The organism is Alkalibacterium psychrotolerans (genome assembly GCF_054784355.1).
In genome coordinates, this window is record NZ_BAAGPH010000142.1 from 24,490 (window position 1) to 41,674 (window position 17,185).

Below are 17,185 nucleotides of genomic sequence, written 5' to 3' on the forward strand. Positions count from 1 at the left end.
CATGAACACTACAAATTATGACGTCAGACTAAGTGAGTGATCCAACTCTTTCTTCCATTATAGTTATAGTAACCCTTCTGCAAATCTCTTAGTAATCAGTTGAGGTCGCGTGATGGCACTCCCTACTACAACCGCGTGCGCTCCAGCTTCGAGGCAATCGCGTGCTTTTTCTGGTGTGTCCATGCCTCCTTCAGCTATAACCGGACAGTTAATCTGGGCAACATACTTTTTTAGCAGTTCATAATCATTTTTAAAAATATTTTCTTCCTCCGTGTAGTCTGTGTAACCAACCAACGTAGTTGAAATTACATCAAACCCTAAACGGTCTGCTTCAATACCTTCCTCTAATGTCGAGGTATCTGCCATTAAAAGAATCTGACTATATTTTTCACGAATGTCATCCACAAATGTCTGCAGATCTTGTCCTGCTGGTCTTTTTTGACTCGTTGCATCCAATGCAATCATCTCACAGCCTGTTTCCATCAACTCATCAATTTCTTTCATAGTGGCAGTAATGTAGACATTTGAATCCTCATAGTCTCTTTTAACTATGCCGATAATAGGCAGGTCAGTCTCCTGCTGGATAGCTTTAACATCTTCTTTAGAGTTGGCTCGAATACCAACCGCTCCACCCTCTTCAGCCGCTTTCGCCATTTTACTCATGATATATGAACTATGCAGTGGTTCGTTTTCAAGTGCCTGACAGGACACGACAAGTCCGCCTTTTATTTTCTCAATCATTATTTTCACCTCTAGTTTAATAGTAATAAATTCAGTATAGCGGGAATACTTTGCGTAAGAAAGCATAAAGAAGAAAAAGCTATCCATCGTCCTTTTGATAAAGGAAATGAATAGCTTCGTTTGAGTATATAAAAAATGAAAGTGAGCCCATGCATGGGAGAAGACTCTTTACCAGTAAACAAGGGCTAGATCGGCTTCCATGTAGTGAAAATGGGGGGCGCGGGAATTAGCTCCTTTTTTAAAAAGACTAATGTAAAGGTTTAAGTGTCTGTCTTTCCAATCTGCTGAGGGGATAACAACTGTCATATATTTATTAATATCCACAACTGAGTAAAAAAATTAAGTTCGACAATGGATTATTTCTTTATTACTAATGCAATTTTAATCCTAATTGAAGATTATGGCAAGAATAAGCTTTTTGTTTATTGAAGTATATATACATCGTGATACTAATAAAGTTATTATAAAACTAAAAATTACGGATTTTTTTACTTTAAATAAGTCACCTTTCGCTAAAATACTATTATATAATACCTAATGTTACAGTTTGATTAAAACACTTACTTTAAAAAAGTCACCTGACGGATATTCTATAAGTAAACTCTTTTAATATAGTACTAATCACAAAATAAAATACTTTTTACATTGTTTATCACAAACAATAAATATTAATGAATATACTTCTGGGTTTATGCACTTTTTACTAAAAGACTCGAATCAACCGATTCTAATGATTCGACTATATATTTTTTTTATCCTTGAGACTTATTTTCACACTAATATTACCGCTAACACAGTCGGCTGTTTCGTATTTTACACAATAAAAGCTGTAACAGTTCAAAACTGCTGCACAGCTTTCACCTTCAATATATTTTTTCCAGCAGCGAGTTTATCATCTGAACATTATTTAAGAGATATTTCCGTGAAGCGTAGTCTCTCGCCCACTCTTTCCACTCATTGTGTTCGGGGTGATACGGATCAGTGACGGCTTCCATATAAAAGGCATAGCCAGCGGGCCCGCCAACGTCTTCAGGTACAGGATCCCCTATCATCATTTTCAGTGAAGGATGCGTTCGCTTGTGAATGGTCCAGATTTTCCGGACGTTAATCGTGTGCTCCCAAAAATCACCAAAGTCATATACATAGTTGAATACGCGGTTCTCGTCTCTAAGTACCACATCCGATAAAAGATAGTGACTGCCAATTTCTGTATTGTCATCCAGTTCTCCATAAAAGCGACGACTTTGATACGCATTATCTGACCCGATTATAGTCGTTCCATCTTCCATTATGAACTGATGAAGGTGCCTTTTTTCCCATAAAAAAATGGTCTGAATCACATCATGCAAGCCATCAAATGTCAAATTAAGTGGCACATGTACAATTCGTATAATATCTTCCTGATTAAACAGCTTGAGACGAATTTCCATTTCAGCCATATCAATAGTATAGGCTGGCATGTCTATCTCTTGCTGAAACGCTTGTATAAATCCTTCAATCGCATTCTTATGCTGATTCTCCCCTGATTTCAGTAGATTGATTTCATATGACCAGGATTCCTGGAAATATTCATCGTCATCAACCAGCTCCTGACGAGTCAACACAAGCTGACTTGACGCACTGTTTTTCCCAATGAGTTTGGGATTAACTGCTTTGCTTACTGATATGGATTCTGTTTTGTAAAAATAATCATTCACCGACGCTTCTGACAGGCCCATTCGCATCATCAGTCGAGCCAAAGCTTCACTCACCCAGTCACCGAATTCAAGGTAATCTTCTTCATAGGGATCTAAAAATATAAGTGTCAGACCCGTTGCGTCATTTGTCAGCACTATGAGATCATGCTCTTCCGCTTCTATACTGTTCGCATGCCAATGGTGAAAGGCATCATTTAATTCTCCCAAATCTTCTTTCTCGGTAAATTCAAGTGTATCTATTGTATCATTTAATGTTTTCTCAGCTTTTTTAAATGCCTTCATTAATTTTTTTGTCATATAAATGTGCATATCTACACTCCTTCACTCTGAACTGTTGCCTACAGTATAACACTCCGAAATGAAATTTAAATCAGTTAATAAAATAAAGCCCTCAACACATGACATGTCAAGGGGTATGTTAGTTTAGTAATTGCATTGGGGAGCAGCTCAATCCTTGAAAACAATCAGTTTCTGAACGCGGTAGCTGATTAGGAATATCACTAAGTCGACAAAAACTTTAATGAAAACTTGTCTGAAGCCGGTCATCTGATAAATAAAGTACACTGAAAAGCCTGAAAGCAAAGCCTCTGCGACAACTAACGTATAGTATCCAGCAATGGTCTTGTTCCACTTCTGTTTGCTTTCAAAGACAAAGGAACGGTTTACAGTATAGTTAAACAATGAAGATCCCGTTCGAGCAAGCAAAGTAGCCGCTACAATCTGGCGTCTAGAAAAAGTGAATCGGAGTATGAATAGAAACAACTGAAAGAGTGAAATATCAATGATAAAAGAAACAAAAGAGACACTGATAAACTTGAAGAAATTCTTAAAGAGCAGCAAATAAATCTCAAACGAATCTTTGACTTTATTGAAATGGGAGCTGCTGTTGTCATCGATATAGACAGTTTCGATTGGTATTTCTTCTATATCAAATTGCCTTGATACTGTCTCAATCAGCATATTGGTTTCGTAATTAAAACGTTCACCTTCCAAATCGATATAGTAATGGAGAATATCCATTGAAAGACCACGGAGGCCCGTTTGCGTATCCTTAAGCGACTTCCCATATAAAAGTTTAAAGACTTTACGCGTGATCGTATTCCCCAGCATGTTTTTACGCGGAACATGTTTCTCATTAAAAGAACGGACGCCAAGAATCAGTTTTCTTTCAGATTCATTGAGGCTGCCACACAAGGTCATGACATCCTCCAGCTTGTGCTGCCCATCCGCATCGACCGTGATGACACCTTCTGCTTTTTTTAAGTCCTCATGGTTTAATATGTAGTTAAAGGCTGTTTTCAGTGCGCGGCCTTTTCCCAGATTCACGGCGTGTTTAAGAACCGTTACATTTTGTAAATGACTGCATCGGTTAAATATGTAGTCCAGATTGTTTTCACTGCCATCATTAATGATGATAATTGAACGAAAGGCTTCTTCATGAAGTTTTTCTACATAAGGATAAAATGACTTGTCGGGATTCAGGACAGGGATCACAATAACACAATTTTTCATATAATGACCTCTTTAATAAGTATAGTCTGACTCGTTCACTATATAAGCATAAACAATTCATTAACTGTTCATATATTATGATAGCATATCCTCCACCCAAACGGCTCCTAATACGCTTAGGACTAGCTTACATGGCAAAAAAGACAGGTGCCTGAGCACCTGTCTAAATGACTATCGACAAAATTATTACCTTGCTAGCTGTTTTTTATATACAGAAGTTCAAAGAGTGAGCGACTCAGCTGTTCCTCATCCAGTTCGTTAACCGTCGACATTAAACTAATATCAGATTCACTGCTTGTAAATTCATTGTACAAATCATCTTTCAGGAAGTACCCTATCTGAGCAGTATTCAAACGCTTGAACAGCTCACTAGTAATGTCCTGCTTCTCTAGCACATCAAAGCTTGTCCAGTGTAGTTCTACTTTACTTGCATCAGTCACGTTAATGGTCACCGAGGTCCGCTTCAGTTTTTCATCAAAGGACGTATCTAACAGTTCTGCGCCAGTAATGTCCGAGATTTTGACTGTTTCAGAAGCGTTAAAATGGAACGTATGCACACGCTCTTCTTGAACAGGGCTTACTTCACCCTTATAAGCAAGCGTCAGCGTCTGCTTTTCTACATCCAGCGAACACACTGTCACCGATCGCTTCCCTTCTTTCTCTTCAATCAGTTCAAAGGCGTTACTTTTCCCGGGATAAATGAGCCATTCCAGTTCGTCAGGAAATTCAGACGCTTTAGTTTCAGTCGGTTTAGCGTCCATTGGAATGATGCTGCCTTGCTTGGCAAAGACTGGCATTTGCTCGGGTTCACGGTACACTCTCAGCTGGCCGTTCCCCTTGTAGCGGAAGTTTGAAAACACATCAAACCAGTTCCCTTCAGGAAAATAGATGACGTCACTCCCGTAAAGAGTTTCTTCATCCTTTTTGGATGTAATCGGCAGGACGAGCAGCTGGCTGCCAAAGTAATATTCATTTTTCACCTGATAAGCGTGTTCATCAAAGGGATGTTGGTAATAAACCGGCTGAACCAGCGGAATGCCTTTTTCATGCGTCAGCACATTAAACGTATCAATGTAAGGAATCAGTGCATGTCGCAGCCGAAGAAAGCGACTCATATTCTCTTTGACCGATGAGCTGTAGGTCCATGGTTCTTTGCTGGAAAAAGCGCTATTAGAGCTGTGCAGGCGGTTAATCGGGCTGAATACACCAAACTGGAACCAGCGCTGAGTCAGCTCTTCATCTTTGTAGCCTTTGAAGTGTCCGCCGATATCGTGACTCCACCAAGTGTAGCCTATGTTAGATGACGTAGCGGTTAAATAGGGCTGGAAAGCCAGTGACGCCCAGGAAATGACGGAATCTCCAGAAAAGCCAATTGGATAGCGGTGGCTGCCCGGACCCGCATAGCGTGACAGGATAAGCGCCTCTTTGTTTCGCTCTTCCAGATCTTTAAAGTGATAGTGATTCAAAAGCCACAAGGGATCAATATCACTCGTTGAGTATTCACCCTGCTGCCAGTCAATCCACCAGAAGTCTACCCCTATGTCTTCAAAAGGGTGATGTACTTCTTCAAAGTAAACTGGTCTGAATCGGTCATCCATCAAATCGAATTTTGCCGGTTCTTCTTTCTCTTTATCCAGTCCCAGCCGGTCCGCAACCCTATCATACTGCTCTTCAAATGCTCGGATGCCGTCAGCTGGATGGACATTCAGCGTTACAGCCAGACCTTTCTCGTCGAGACGTGACAGAAAACGCTCCGGATCTGGAAAGAAATCTCTGTTCCACGTATAGCCCGTCCAGCTGCTGCCGTATTTAAATGGGACATCCGTTAAATGCCAGTCCATATCTATAACACTGACCGCCAACGGAATCTGTTCTTCTTCAAAGCGATTAATTAAATTAAGATAGGATTCCTCTGTATACTTCCAGTAGCGACTCCACCAGTTACCTAAAGCAAAGCGCGGAAGGCTTGGCGGAAAGCCGGTCAGACGAAAATAATCCTGTACCGCTTCCAGATAGTTGCGTCCATATGAGAAAAAGTAAACATCCGGGTGTATGTGATTCTTCACGTTCACATCACCCTCGTCCCCTTCAAATACAAAGGAATCAGAATCGTCCAGAGCCGCATAACCGTATTTGGAAATGATGCTGTCTTCCAGTTCCGCTTCTCCATCCACGCGGTCAACCGTTCTGAGTGCACCTTTTAATGTTTTAACTTGCTGACCATAATACCAGCGGTTCGTGTAATTGGAATAATTGTATTTTACGTCAACATGTAAATTCTGAGGCGAAAATACCTTTTCCTTTACATAAAATAAATGAAAAGTTGATGTCATGATTTCAAGTGTGTCTTCAGTCTCTTTAACATCGAAGCTGACAGAGTCATTAAGCTGGCGATTCTGAACGAGTTGCGTGGCACGGTCTTCGAACTCGCCTGTTTCTGAATACTCCATTCGCACCAGTTTTTCTGTCAATATTGAAAAGCGGTAACGGTCACCTTGAATGATATGATCGGACTGAGGAATCAGCTGATTGTCTGACATGGTGGTCACTCCTTTTAATAATCGTTAAGCAAAAAATAAAAATACAGCAGACAAACCATTTGCGTTTGTCTCTGTATTTTTATTGTAGCATTTATTGGCTTATTTAATCGAGCCGACCATACCGGCAACGAAATGTTTCTGTAAAACGAAGAATATGATTGCGGTAGGTATGGTTGTAAAGAAGATGGCAATCATAACTGCACCGTAATCAATCGTGTACCCTGACCCCATGGCTGAGATAACAAGTGGCACCGTGTAGTTACTTGGTGACTGAAGAATAACTAAAGGCCATAAGAAGTTATTCCATGCGCCCATAAATGTAACAATTCCCGCAGCAGCATAGGTCGTTTTCATCGTTGGAATATATATTTTCAAAAACAATCCCAGCTCAGACAAGCCGTCCATCCTGCCTGCTTCAAGCAACTCCTTAGGAAACATCTTAGTATTCTGTCTAAAAAAGAAAACTAGAAAGGCAGTTGATACATAAGGAAGGATAACACCAAACAAGGTATCTATTCCTAAATTAGGTGCAATGCCAGAAATCGTCCCGAAGAGTCTGAATAGCGGAACCATCAAGGCAGCAAAAGGTATCATCATGGAGAGAAGAATAATGTTGTAGACCATCTCTTTTCCTCTACTTTTGTGCACCTCAAACCCATACCCGGCTAATGAAGAAATAAATATGGAAAGAATCGTCTGTCCGACTGACACAATGGTTGAATTAATAACCGCTCTGGATAAGAGGGTCGTTTCCAGCATGGTCCGGAAGTTTTCCATGAAATGAGTCCCCGGCAGCATCCGGCCTCTTGTAATATCAATTGAGGGATTAGTAATACTAATAATCAGAAAATAGAAAGGAAAGAAAAATATAAGTGAAGTCAAAATGAGAAAAGAATACATTAATACCTTTTTCATCGTATCATTTTGTTTCATTTTTTCTCCCTCCCTACTCTGAATTGGATAACTGATAGTATAATTACAAACACCACAATACTATAAGAAACGGCTGAAGCGTAACCGAAGTTAGGTGTGTATTCAAATGACAAGTTATAAATGTACTGGGAAAGCGTCGTCGTGGCATTTCCCGGTCCTCCACCAGTCAAGTTCATCGGTTCATCAAACAATTGGAGTGTTCCGATAGTTGACGTGATGGATGTAAACAGAATCACCGGTCTCAGCATCGGAATAGTAATCTTGAAAAACTGCTGAATGGCGTTCGCACCATCCATACGGGCAGCTTCATAAATACTAGGGTCCACATTTTGTAAAGCGGATAAGTAAAAGATCATATTGTATCCTGTCCATCTCCAAGTTATGGCAATGATAATCAAAACACGTGCCCAGAACGGATTACCCAGCCATAAAATTGGACTGTCTACTAAATTTATAGCCATCAGTACCTGATTCACGATGCCGTTATTAGCAAAGAGGTAGCGGAATACCAGTGAGTATGCTACCAAAGAAGTGATAGCCGGAAGAAAGACAATTGTTCTAAATACACCTTTAAATTTCAGCGTTTTCTGATTTAAAAGCACAGAGAACATTAACGCTAGAATAATCATTAACGGTATTTGAAAAATCAAAAATATAAACGTGTTGGTCATGGCTCTAATAAAGGCCTGATCATTGAATAAACGTCGATAGTTATCCAGTCCTGTGAAATTTAAATTGACACCTGCTCCTGTATGAAGTGAAATCCAGAAAGCCTGAATCATCGGATAAAAATAGAACAGTACAATAAACATGGTTGGAATAATGACAAATGTCCAACTCATAATCACTCGATTGCGTTCAAGTTTCCCCATCTTTTTTTTCTTGGGGCTCACTTTATCGGATGACATAATTTTTCCCCCTTTTAAGCAATAAAGGCTCTCTCAACGTTTTAGATTGAAAGAGCCTGTAGTGTAAATCGCTTCAGAACTTACATTGCTGATTCTGCTTGACTCTGTGCATTTTCAAGTACATCATCTAAGTCAGCGCCACCCAGATAATCTTGCAGAGCGACAGCTAAGATATCCTGAATTTCATAGGTTCTCTGACCAAACTCAACTTCAGGAATCTCCTGTGTCCATTCTGCTAGATCCTGATAAATCTGCTGTCCGCCATAAAATTCTGCTTCATATTCATAGGCTTCTCCTTCAGTAGCCGGTTCATAAGCACCCATAGCTCCAATTTCGACTAATAGGTCCTGATAGAAGTCTACATCGGAACCAAATGTGGCAGCTAAAAATTCTGCAGCCATTTCTTTACTTTCAACATCAAGAACATAGATAGATGATCCACCTAAGTTTGATGCGTTGACTGAGCCTTCAATACTTTGTCTTGGAATAGGAGCAATTCCCCAATCGCCAGACTGATCTTCCGCCTGCATGATAGATGCGTTAATCCAGTTACCGGTTGGAACTGTAACTACATCTCCATTATTAAATGTCTGAATGAACTGATCCCATTCATTATGGACATTCATAATGCCTGCATCAACCATTTGCTTGTAGTTTTCAAAAGCCAGACGAAGAGATTCATTTCCTTCGATGTAAGGAGTAACCCCATCCTCTTCATCTGTCCACCACTCACCTGATGACTGCATCATGACACGCATCAAGCCTAAATCGCCATGGTCATTGGTAATCCAGCTGATTCCCGTCTGCTCGTAGACATCTTCACCAATTTCAATGTACTCTTCCCAAGTTAAATCTTGAAGGTCATCCAATGAATAGCCGGCTTCTTCTAGATAATCAGTTCGTACATAAAGTCCAGTTACGCCTGTATCAAATGGAACGTTATACACATTATCTTCATGTGTTCCCGCAGCCAGTTTATAATCCGCAAAATCATCAGTCTCGTAATAATCACCAAGAGCATAGAAGGAACCTTCATAGGAGTTCAAGAAGCTCGGTGCACGGTAATCTTCAATGAATACGATATTAGGAAGTCCTGTCTCTACACCCGAGCTCAAGCTTGTGTTAAGTCTCTGTACGACGTCTTCCTGAGAGTTTTCGACTATATTCAAACTGAAATCCGGATTATCCTCCTGATAACGTTCTTCTGCCATTTCGAGTGCCACAACGTTGAAGTTTGGATCCCATGTCCAGACCGTTAATTCGGTCGGATCATCAGTAACCCCTTCAAAATCATCACCGTCGGCGGCATCCCCATTGCCGTTGCCATTTCCTGTGCCATTCCCGTTGCCGCATGCGGCTAATAGTAGTAACGCTGATGCACTTAAAGCTAAATATGCTTTTTTGTTAATCATGTTTACCCCTCCACTTTTTTATTTTTTTAATGGTTTAACACATAATTAATGGTGCAGATAAGGAATTAAGGATAATGAGTATGCGTACGACTCATTTTTAAGCTGATACTGGTCCATGACACCCGGACCACAACTGGATGAACCGATACCGTTGACTTTGTAATCTAAATTCAGTTCATACCCTTTCAATGGTGTTAACTCAAAGCGGTGTTTAGACTCATCAAGGTCACGTGTTGAAAATTCACTGACGGAAAAATTAAATGAATCGCCTTTGACCAGCAAGCCTTCTCCTCGTTCATTATAGAATGCTGCCCAGTGCACGTCGCTCCTGTTACCACTTTCCTGAGGCATAATGTAAGGCGTTGTCAGCTTATTTGTATCTTTTTTCCAAATGCCTTCTCTCACAGCCAGTGAGATGTCTGGATAAGATTCTCCAGGCCCTAACCCCTGCCATTTAGTTGAAGATAAGTCCTTGGAAATCATGAGCTGACTTCCAATTTTAGGTAACGTCTCACACCCTTTTCCGAATGCCTTTGAAGAAACGGAAAAATCTATCTGGCCTGTTTCGCGAACGGTATAAGTTGATTCACAGCGGAATCCCCATTCAAAAATCGGTGGTGCCAACGTACTCTTAACAACTATTTTAATAGTTTGACTATCACCTTGCTCTATATCGAAAGATTCAATTCTTTCCTGCATTTTATCGAGCGCAAATGCCTTCCAATGTTTTTCACTGTTTGATGACTTGAATTCATCATGGCTAATCCTATCATTATCAGTCAGTGCCCGCCAGAAGTTATGCGCTGGTCCTTTAGTAATCAGGTCCTCTCCATTGTAGATATATCGTAGAAGTTTTCCACTGAAACGATTAAATGTCACATTAAATAGTGAATTGCCAATTTCTACCTCCTCACCATTTTCTGAACACGATACTGGTTCTGACGGCATTTCTGAATTGACTGGATACGCAACTTGTCCCTCTCGTAATTTGAGTTGTCCCCATGCCACTTCATGACCGATATCCGCCCAGTTGTTTGGATACTTCAGTACGAATTGTACATTAAGGTAAACAGGCTCGTTCACATCAACATCATTCAGTTCCAAATGATACAGTTCGGACTCTCCTGGAACAATATTGTCAGTATTAATGGTTCCGTTCTGTAAAATCTCTTCTCCACGCATGACTTCATAAAGTCCGTACACATGATCTAAACTGATAAAATCATGTAGATTGGTTACTTTAATGGTGTTTTCCTCAGATGCTTCCAGTTCAACTCTGATTGGTTCAATGGCCTTCTTATATTCTGTCAGGGCCGGTGAAGGTTTTCGGTCCGGGAAAATCAGACCATCGATAACAAAGTTCCCGTCATGCGGGTCTTCACCAAAATCGCCTCCGTATGCAAAGAACTCTTCACCATTTTCATTAATTGCCCGAATACCGTGATCAATCCATTCCCAGACAAAGCCTCCCTGCAAGCGTGGGTAACGATAAAACAAGTCAACGTATTCTTTAAATCCTCCCGGACCATTACCCATTGCATGAGCAAATTCACATAAGATATGTGGTTGAGTTAAGTGAGTCTGCTTGCCCAGTTTTTCCATAGTGTCTACGTCTGTGTACATAGTAGAGAACATATCTGCACTCTGATTGACGTCTGTCGGTTCAAAGTTGGAACGTTCTAGAATATAGCGGGTCTCCCCCTCATAATGAATTAAGCGTGTGTCGTCTTTTTCCCGAGTCCAGTCAGCCATTGCGAGATGATTCTGACCAAAGCCCGATTCATTACCCAGTGACCAGATTAGAACGGATGGTCTATTTTTGTCTCTCTCCACCATCCTCTTCATACGGTCGAGATAAGCTTCTGTCCATTCCTCGCTGTCGCTCAGCCGGTCCCAGTCATTTACAAAGACAAATCCATGCGTTTCGATATCAACTTCGTCAATAACATAGAGGCCATACTCATCACATAACTCATAAAATCTTGGGTCGCTCGGATAATGCGAGGTTCTCACTGCATTTATATTGTGTGCTTTCATCAATCGGATGTCTTCTTTCATTACCGACACCGGTATATAGTGGCCCATGTCTGGATGAAACTCATGACGGTTGACGCCTTTAAAGAGGATAGGTTTTCCATTAACCTCTATTAGTCCCTTGTTAAGTCTGATTTCTCGGAAACCGACTTTCTGTGGTATGACACTAACTTTTTCCGCACCGTCATGTAACTGTATATAGAGATTATATAAATGAGGTGATTCAGCTGACCACTTTTCAGGATTCATTACCTGCTTGTTAAACACCCTAGTAGTCGAGTCGATTTGAATGTCTTCTTTAAACACTTCAGAATTACCATCATCCAGTATAAAAGTCATTTTACTGCCGATCGCTTCTTCTGAGACTTCAGTCTGTACAGATAATTCAGCATGTTCATAGTTTTTGTCAAATAGAGTTTTTATAGTAAAGTCTTTAATTCTACTGCTTCCTGAAGTTTTAATGTATACATCTCTGAAAATCCCTGATAACCACCACATATCCTGATCTTCCAGGTAAGTCTGAGCAGACCATTTATATACTTTAACCGTAACAGTATTTCTACCCTCTTGAATAAGTGCGGATACATCAAATTCAGCGGCGGTGCGACTGCCAGTCGAATACCCTACATACTGACCATTTACCCATATATCAAATGCGCCATCCACCCCTTCGAACCTTAGCGAGCTGTAGTCATCTACTGAGCTGATAAAGAACTCTCTTCTATAGATTCCCGTTGGATTCTCTGACGGAATGTGGGGTGGATCAACCGGAAAAGGATACTGGACGTTTGTATAGTGCGGCCGGTCGTAACCTTCAAACTGCCAGTTGGATGGGACCTTTATACTATCCCACCTTGAATCATCAAATTCAGGATGATAAAACCCTTCTGGACAGCTTTCAGGATAGGCGCTGTAGTGAAACTTCCAGTCCCCATTCAGCAGCTGAAATCCTTTAGACTGCATTCTGTCATTCAGTCGGGCTTTTTCAAGACTGTCATATTGAAAATGATAAGCGTATTCTTTCATTCGATTTTTGTGAACAATCGATTGTTCTAAATAATTCTTTTGAATAAAAATCCCGCCTCTCTTGATAAACTTTTGTAATGTAACCGTTTTATTTCTTTTGTATCTATACTATAAAAAAATTCACGAAGAAGTGCAAGCGTTTTCCTAAATATTTTTACTATATTTAGTAAAGATGCCGTTCTTACACTGTTTCCGACAGTTTTTTTATTTCGTCACATGTGTACTTCCATCATGTGACTGCCGTCAGTTTGTAAGATATACTTCTGAAATCTCCATTAACCTGGTAACTTGACTGCGAAACAGAATCGGGAAGCGGCGGCTGTATGAATAATCCTTTATACATTAGTTCACTTCCATAGTATTCTCTGCTTTTTCCTTCAATTCTGTACTTCTTATCCGGATCAAGGCCAGCCATCTTCACTCTCGGACGCATTGTGTTGGTTTTATCTAAAATGAGATAATAGAAAAAGAGTGCTTCGTCTTTCGCTTCATCAACAAACAGCCAGGCTGTTTCGTTTGTCAGATCAAATGGTGACAGCAAACGGTAAAATTGACCATACTGAATCAGCCGACGATTTTCCTTGTAGAAACGTATCTGCTCTTTGACGATATGCTTTTCTTCATCAGACAGACTGGTCGGATCCAATTCATACCCAAGGTTCCCCGCACTGGCAACGTCTCCTCTCATTTTAAGAGAAGTCGTGCGGTTAACCTGGTGATTCGGAACAGCAGAAACATGCGCTCCCATTGAACTAATGGGTAGTACTAAACTCGTACCTGACTGAATTTCCAGCCGCGCAACTGCATCGGTATTATCTGAGGTCCATGTCTGAGGCATGTAGTGCAGCATCCCCGGATCATAACGGCCGCCTCCTCCTGAACAACTCTCCCAGAGAATATTTGGATACGAGGACGTCAGTTCTTCCAGGACTTCATACAAACCCAGCATGTAGCGGTGAGTTACTTCACCGTCTCTCACACTTGAATCCTGTGAACCAATTTCAGTCATATTGCGGTTAAAATCCCACTTAATATAATCAATCGGCACGTCATCCAGGATTGCTTTCATCTGACTGACAATATTCGCTCTCACTTCTTTTCGAGTGAAGTCTAATATATACTGGTCTCTTCCTGAAGAAGCATCGCGTCCAGCTGCTTTAAGTACCCAGTCCGGATGATGTCTGAACAGCTCACTGTCTTCTGAAACCATTTCCGGTTCAAACCATAAGCCAAATTTCAACCCTTTAGCTCTGATCTTTTCCGCAAGACTTTTTAATCCGTTAGGTAACTTCTCTTCGAACACAAACCAGTCGCCCAAGGATGTCTTATCGTCATTACGCTTGCCAAACCAGCCATCATCGAGAACAAATAACTCAAGCCCCAAATCAACTGCCTTGTCGGCCATATCGAGAATCTTATCTTCAGTAAAATCAAAATAAGTACCTTCCCAATTATTTATCAGGACAGGCCGTTCTTCAAACTGGTATGAGCCTCTTATTAAATGGTGCTGGTAAAAACCGTGCAGTGTCTGCGAAAAATCGTTCAGGCCGCTGCCGGAATAAGCCATAACTACTTCAGGCGTCTGGAAGATTTCTCCTGGTTCAAGCTGCCAGTTGAAATGCTGTGAGCTGATTCCCATTTGCAGTCGAGTCTGATTGTATTCTGTTACCTCAATATTGGACATGAACTCACCTGAATAAACAAAATGCAGACCAAATACTTCACCTGACTGCTCAGTAGTGTGCCGGTCACATAAGCCTACAAATGGCTGATACGTGTGGCTGGTTGTCCCTCGTTTAGAATCAATGCGATGCACACCACGGTGGATAGGATGCCGAACGATATCTCTTTCTCTTCCCCATCCTCCAGGCAATTGAATCAGTTCAAAATCAGAACGGTCAAAATCGAGTGAGACAGTTAACAGTTTATTTAGTTCAATTGTTTTTTCTCCTTGATTTAAAACCTTAACTGATCGAGTAATGACAGGATAATTTTCGAAAATAGTATAGGTAAGTTCGACCAGCAATTGACTGATTTTATCTCTTAGATTTATTTTCAGTGTCTGAGCTTGATTTTCTTTTGACAAATAAGTATGTGGCAGTCCTTTTAACGGTTTTTTCCCCTCTTCAATTGAAAAGGATTCATACTCAAGCTGTGTTGAAAAGGTCCCGTCAGTATAGCCTATTTCAAAAGCTGATTCCCTGTAGTCTCCATTATTATTCCCTGGATATTCCTGAGGAAGCGTATTTAGAGAAAAAACTCGGTCTGTTGATCCGCTGGGATTAGGCGAGAAAGAACGATCCCACATTGGAAAATCACTGTCCGCATTAAGGTTGGCAATGGACTTTCCCCAGTAGACATGTGCCAGATACTTTCCGTGGACAACGGCTAGCTGATAGCTGACCCACTTGTTGTTTAAATGAAAACTTTTAGACTGCTCATTAAAATGTATAGACATGTCGGCCTCCTGTTTTTGTAAACGTTTACTAAATTTATACCATTAAATTTACTAATGTTCAAATATTAATTGCCTGCTGACGACATATTAACTGAATTATATTTTAAATGGCGGCTCATCTGTAAATTCGATTTCTGATTGACTGACGCCTTCGGTTTCAAATACAACAATTTCATTAGCCCCCTCTTTCAACAAAGGCGACGGTATATAAAGTTTATACTGTGGCCCTTTTTCCCAGAATCTTCCAATGTTAAAGCCATTAATAAATACACAGCCTTTTCCCCACCCTGACATATCAATAAAGGTGTCCAACTTACTTTCAATGGTTAATTCGAACTTGTAGAAAGCCGGCTGATTACTTTCATAATTTTGGTTATAATCCACTTTTTCGATATTATCTAAAGGAAGAGGGTACGTGGCCCAGTCACTTCTTAACGCACCATTAACGAGTACACCATCGGCAATGCCTTTTCTCTGATGCATCATTCTCGGGCCGTAATAGACCCTGCCCATGTTTTCGACTAGGATAGAGAGCTTATTTTCATCATCCATTAAATCAAACATGACCTTATCCCCGAGTTCTTTATCATATTGAGTAATCATGTGTTTGCCGTTAACGTAGACTTTCGCCCTATCAGCTGCTCCAAGTAATCTGAAATCTTCTATTGTTCTCGCTTTTCCTAAATTATGCTCATAAATGATATAGCCAAGTGACTGGTTCAGCTCTTCCATTGATTGGATATAGGGTTTTTCTATTGGTTCAGAAAGATTATTTATATTTGCGAATAGAGACGTTTTCTCGCTGACTTCTATTTTTCCGTAAGCTTTCAACTTGATGGGTTCAGGTAAAGCCGGTAATTCTGTCTCAATGAATGGTTCAATTGTTTTTCTAAACAGTTTGTACTTTTTAGTCACCTCTCCCCATTCGGTTAAGGGTGCATCATAGTCATAAGATGTCACATCAGGCGTCAGTTCATCATAGTAGTTCGATCCGTTAAAAAAGCCAAACTGCGTGCCACCGTGGAACATATAAAAATTGATGTGCCCCAATTCTAAAATAGCTTTAACTGCTTCGGCTTGTTCATGACTGTCCGTTTTCTTGAACTCCTTGTCTCCCCACGCAGTAAACCAGCCATTCCAAAATTCCATTACCATTAGAGGGATTGGTTTACCTACAAAATCTTTCAATGCTGTAAAATGCTCCTCAGGCTTTGAACCAAAATTCACCGTAGGCAAAGTCTGCTCTGTGAGTGTTCCGTTTTCCAGCATATCCAGCCAAGTCCCACCACTGGTGACCAGAGGAACGGCGACACCATTATCTCTCATCAGCTGAGTCAGTTTGTTCATGTAGCTCTTATCATTACTGTAACTGCCGTATTCGTTTTCTACCTGCATCATAATAATCGGCCCATTTTCAGTAACTTGAAGTGAGTTGACTTCTTTGAATAGCCGATCAAAATAGTTCGCCACTTTCTCCATGAAAGGTGCAAAATCAGTTCTCAAACGCATATTTCTGTCTTTTAAAAGCCAACCCGGCAGTCCTCCAAACTCCCATTCCGCGCAGATAAAAGGAGACGGCCTCAGTATAACGAACAGCTCAAGAGACTCTGCGGTTTTTAAGAACTGCGCGAGATCTGCCTGTCCCTCAAAATTAAACTCCCCTTCCTGTGGTTCGTGGAAGTTCCAGGGTACATAAGTTTCAACTGTATTGCACCCCATAGCCTTGAGCTTCAATAGCCTGTCTTCCCAGTATTCCGGCACCACCCGGAAATAATGAATAGCTCCGGAAATAATTTTTATAGGTTTCCCGTTCCAGTAAAAATCTTCTTTAATTTCAAACATAGCACTTCTCCTTTTAACTTCTTAATAAGTAAAGAGTACAGATTATTTGAATTGTTGTAAACCTTTTCATTGTTTTTAAGAA

General features: G+C 40.6%; 10 protein-coding genes. All 10 read right to left on the reverse strand.

Annotated elements, in window-relative coordinates; translation table 11 throughout:
- Positions 1 to 63 precede the first annotated feature (63 nt).
- Positions 64 to 741 carry an N-acetylmannosamine-6-phosphate 2-epimerase gene (locus tag ACYVLS_RS11990; RefSeq protein ID WP_460324889.1) on the reverse strand — a complete coding sequence of 226 codons (678 nt, stop codon included), beginning with the start codon at positions 739 to 741 and terminating at the stop codon, positions 64 to 66.
- An 863-nt stretch (positions 742 to 1,604) separates the two neighbouring features.
- Positions 1,605 to 2,747: a plasmid pRiA4b ORF-3 family protein gene (locus ACYVLS_RS11995; protein WP_460324892.1), complete on the reverse strand. Its 1,143-nt coding sequence runs from the start codon at positions 2,745 to 2,747 to the stop codon at positions 1,605 to 1,607.
- A gap of 138 nt (positions 2,748 to 2,885) precedes the next feature.
- Positions 2,886 to 3,950 (reverse strand): glycosyltransferase, encoded by a 1,065-nt coding sequence (locus tag ACYVLS_RS12000; RefSeq protein ID WP_460324895.1) that lies wholly within the window; start codon positions 3,948 to 3,950, stop codon positions 2,886 to 2,888.
- Positions 3,951 to 4,144: 194 nt separating this feature from the next.
- Entirely contained in the window at positions 4,145 to 6,490 is a 2,346-nt protein-coding gene (locus tag ACYVLS_RS12005; protein WP_460324898.1) for a glycoside hydrolase family 31 protein, read from the reverse strand.
- Positions 6,491 to 6,589: 99 nt separating this feature from the next.
- Positions 6,590 to 7,423, reverse strand: coding sequence for a carbohydrate ABC transporter permease (locus ACYVLS_RS12010; RefSeq protein WP_460324901.1), 834 nt, complete (start codon positions 7,421 to 7,423; stop codon positions 6,590 to 6,592).
- The gene (locus tag ACYVLS_RS12015) at positions 7,420 to 8,265 is read right to left on the reverse strand and encodes a carbohydrate ABC transporter permease (protein ID WP_460324949.1); all 846 of its coding nucleotides are present in this window, start codon (positions 8,263 to 8,265) and stop codon (positions 7,420 to 7,422) included. Before ACYVLS_RS12015 ends, ACYVLS_RS12010 begins: the two co-directional genes overlap by 4 nt.
- A gap of 146 nt (positions 8,266 to 8,411) precedes the next feature.
- The gene (locus ACYVLS_RS12020) at positions 8,412 to 9,743 is read right to left on the reverse strand and encodes an ABC transporter substrate-binding protein (protein ID WP_460324904.1); all 1,332 of its coding nucleotides are present in this window, start codon (positions 9,741 to 9,743) and stop codon (positions 8,412 to 8,414) included.
- Between the two features lie 45 nt (positions 9,744 to 9,788).
- Positions 9,789 to 12,803, reverse strand: coding sequence for a glycoside hydrolase family 2 TIM barrel-domain containing protein (locus tag ACYVLS_RS12025; RefSeq protein WP_460324907.1), 3,015 nt, complete (start codon positions 12,801 to 12,803; stop codon positions 9,789 to 9,791).
- A gap of 229 nt (positions 12,804 to 13,032) precedes the next feature.
- Positions 13,033 to 15,261: an alpha-galactosidase gene (locus ACYVLS_RS12030; RefSeq protein ID WP_460324910.1), complete on the reverse strand. Its 2,229-nt coding sequence runs from the start codon at positions 15,259 to 15,261 to the stop codon at positions 13,033 to 13,035.
- A gap of 96 nt (positions 15,262 to 15,357) precedes the next feature.
- On the reverse strand, positions 15,358 to 17,103 hold the full coding sequence (locus ACYVLS_RS12035; RefSeq protein ID WP_460324913.1) for a glycoside hydrolase family 35 protein: 1,746 nt from the start codon (positions 17,101 to 17,103) through the stop codon (positions 15,358 to 15,360).
- Positions 17,104 to 17,185: the final 82 nt, after the last annotated feature.

Bases quoted from the DNA above. Each gene is read 5' to 3' on its own strand.
- ACYVLS_RS12020 (WP_460324904.1), bottom strand. From the start codon at position 9,743: ATGATTAACAAAAAAGCATATTTAGCTTTAAGTGCATCAGCGTTACTA.
- ACYVLS_RS11995 (WP_460324892.1), bottom strand. From the start codon at position 2,747: ATGCACATTTATATGACAAAAAAATTAATGAAGGCATTTAAAAAAGCT.
- ACYVLS_RS12030 (WP_460324910.1), bottom strand. From the start codon at position 15,261: ATGTCTATACATTTTAATGAGCAGTCTAAAAGTTTTCATTTAAACAAC.
- ACYVLS_RS12000 (WP_460324895.1), bottom strand. From the start codon at position 3,950: ATGAAAAATTGTGTTATTGTGATCCCTGTCCTGAATCCCGACAAGTCA.
- ACYVLS_RS12025 (WP_460324907.1), bottom strand. From the start codon at position 12,803: ATGAAAGAATACGCTTATCATTTTCAATATGACAGTCTTGAAAAAGCC.
- ACYVLS_RS12015 (WP_460324949.1), bottom strand. From the start codon at position 8,265: ATGAGTTGGACATTTGTCATTATTCCAACCATGTTTATTGTACTGTTC.
- ACYVLS_RS11990 (WP_460324889.1), bottom strand. From the start codon at position 741: ATGATTGAGAAAATAAAAGGCGGACTTGTCGTGTCCTGTCAGGCACTT.
- ACYVLS_RS12005 (WP_460324898.1), bottom strand. From the start codon at position 6,490: ATGTCAGACAATCAGCTGATTCCTCAGTCCGATCATATCATTCAAGGT.
- ACYVLS_RS12035 (WP_460324913.1), bottom strand. From the start codon at position 17,103: ATGTTTGAAATTAAAGAAGATTTTTACTGGAACGGGAAACCTATAAAA.
- ACYVLS_RS12010 (WP_460324901.1), bottom strand. From the start codon at position 7,423: ATGAAACAAAATGATACGATGAAAAAGGTATTAATGTATTCTTTTCTC.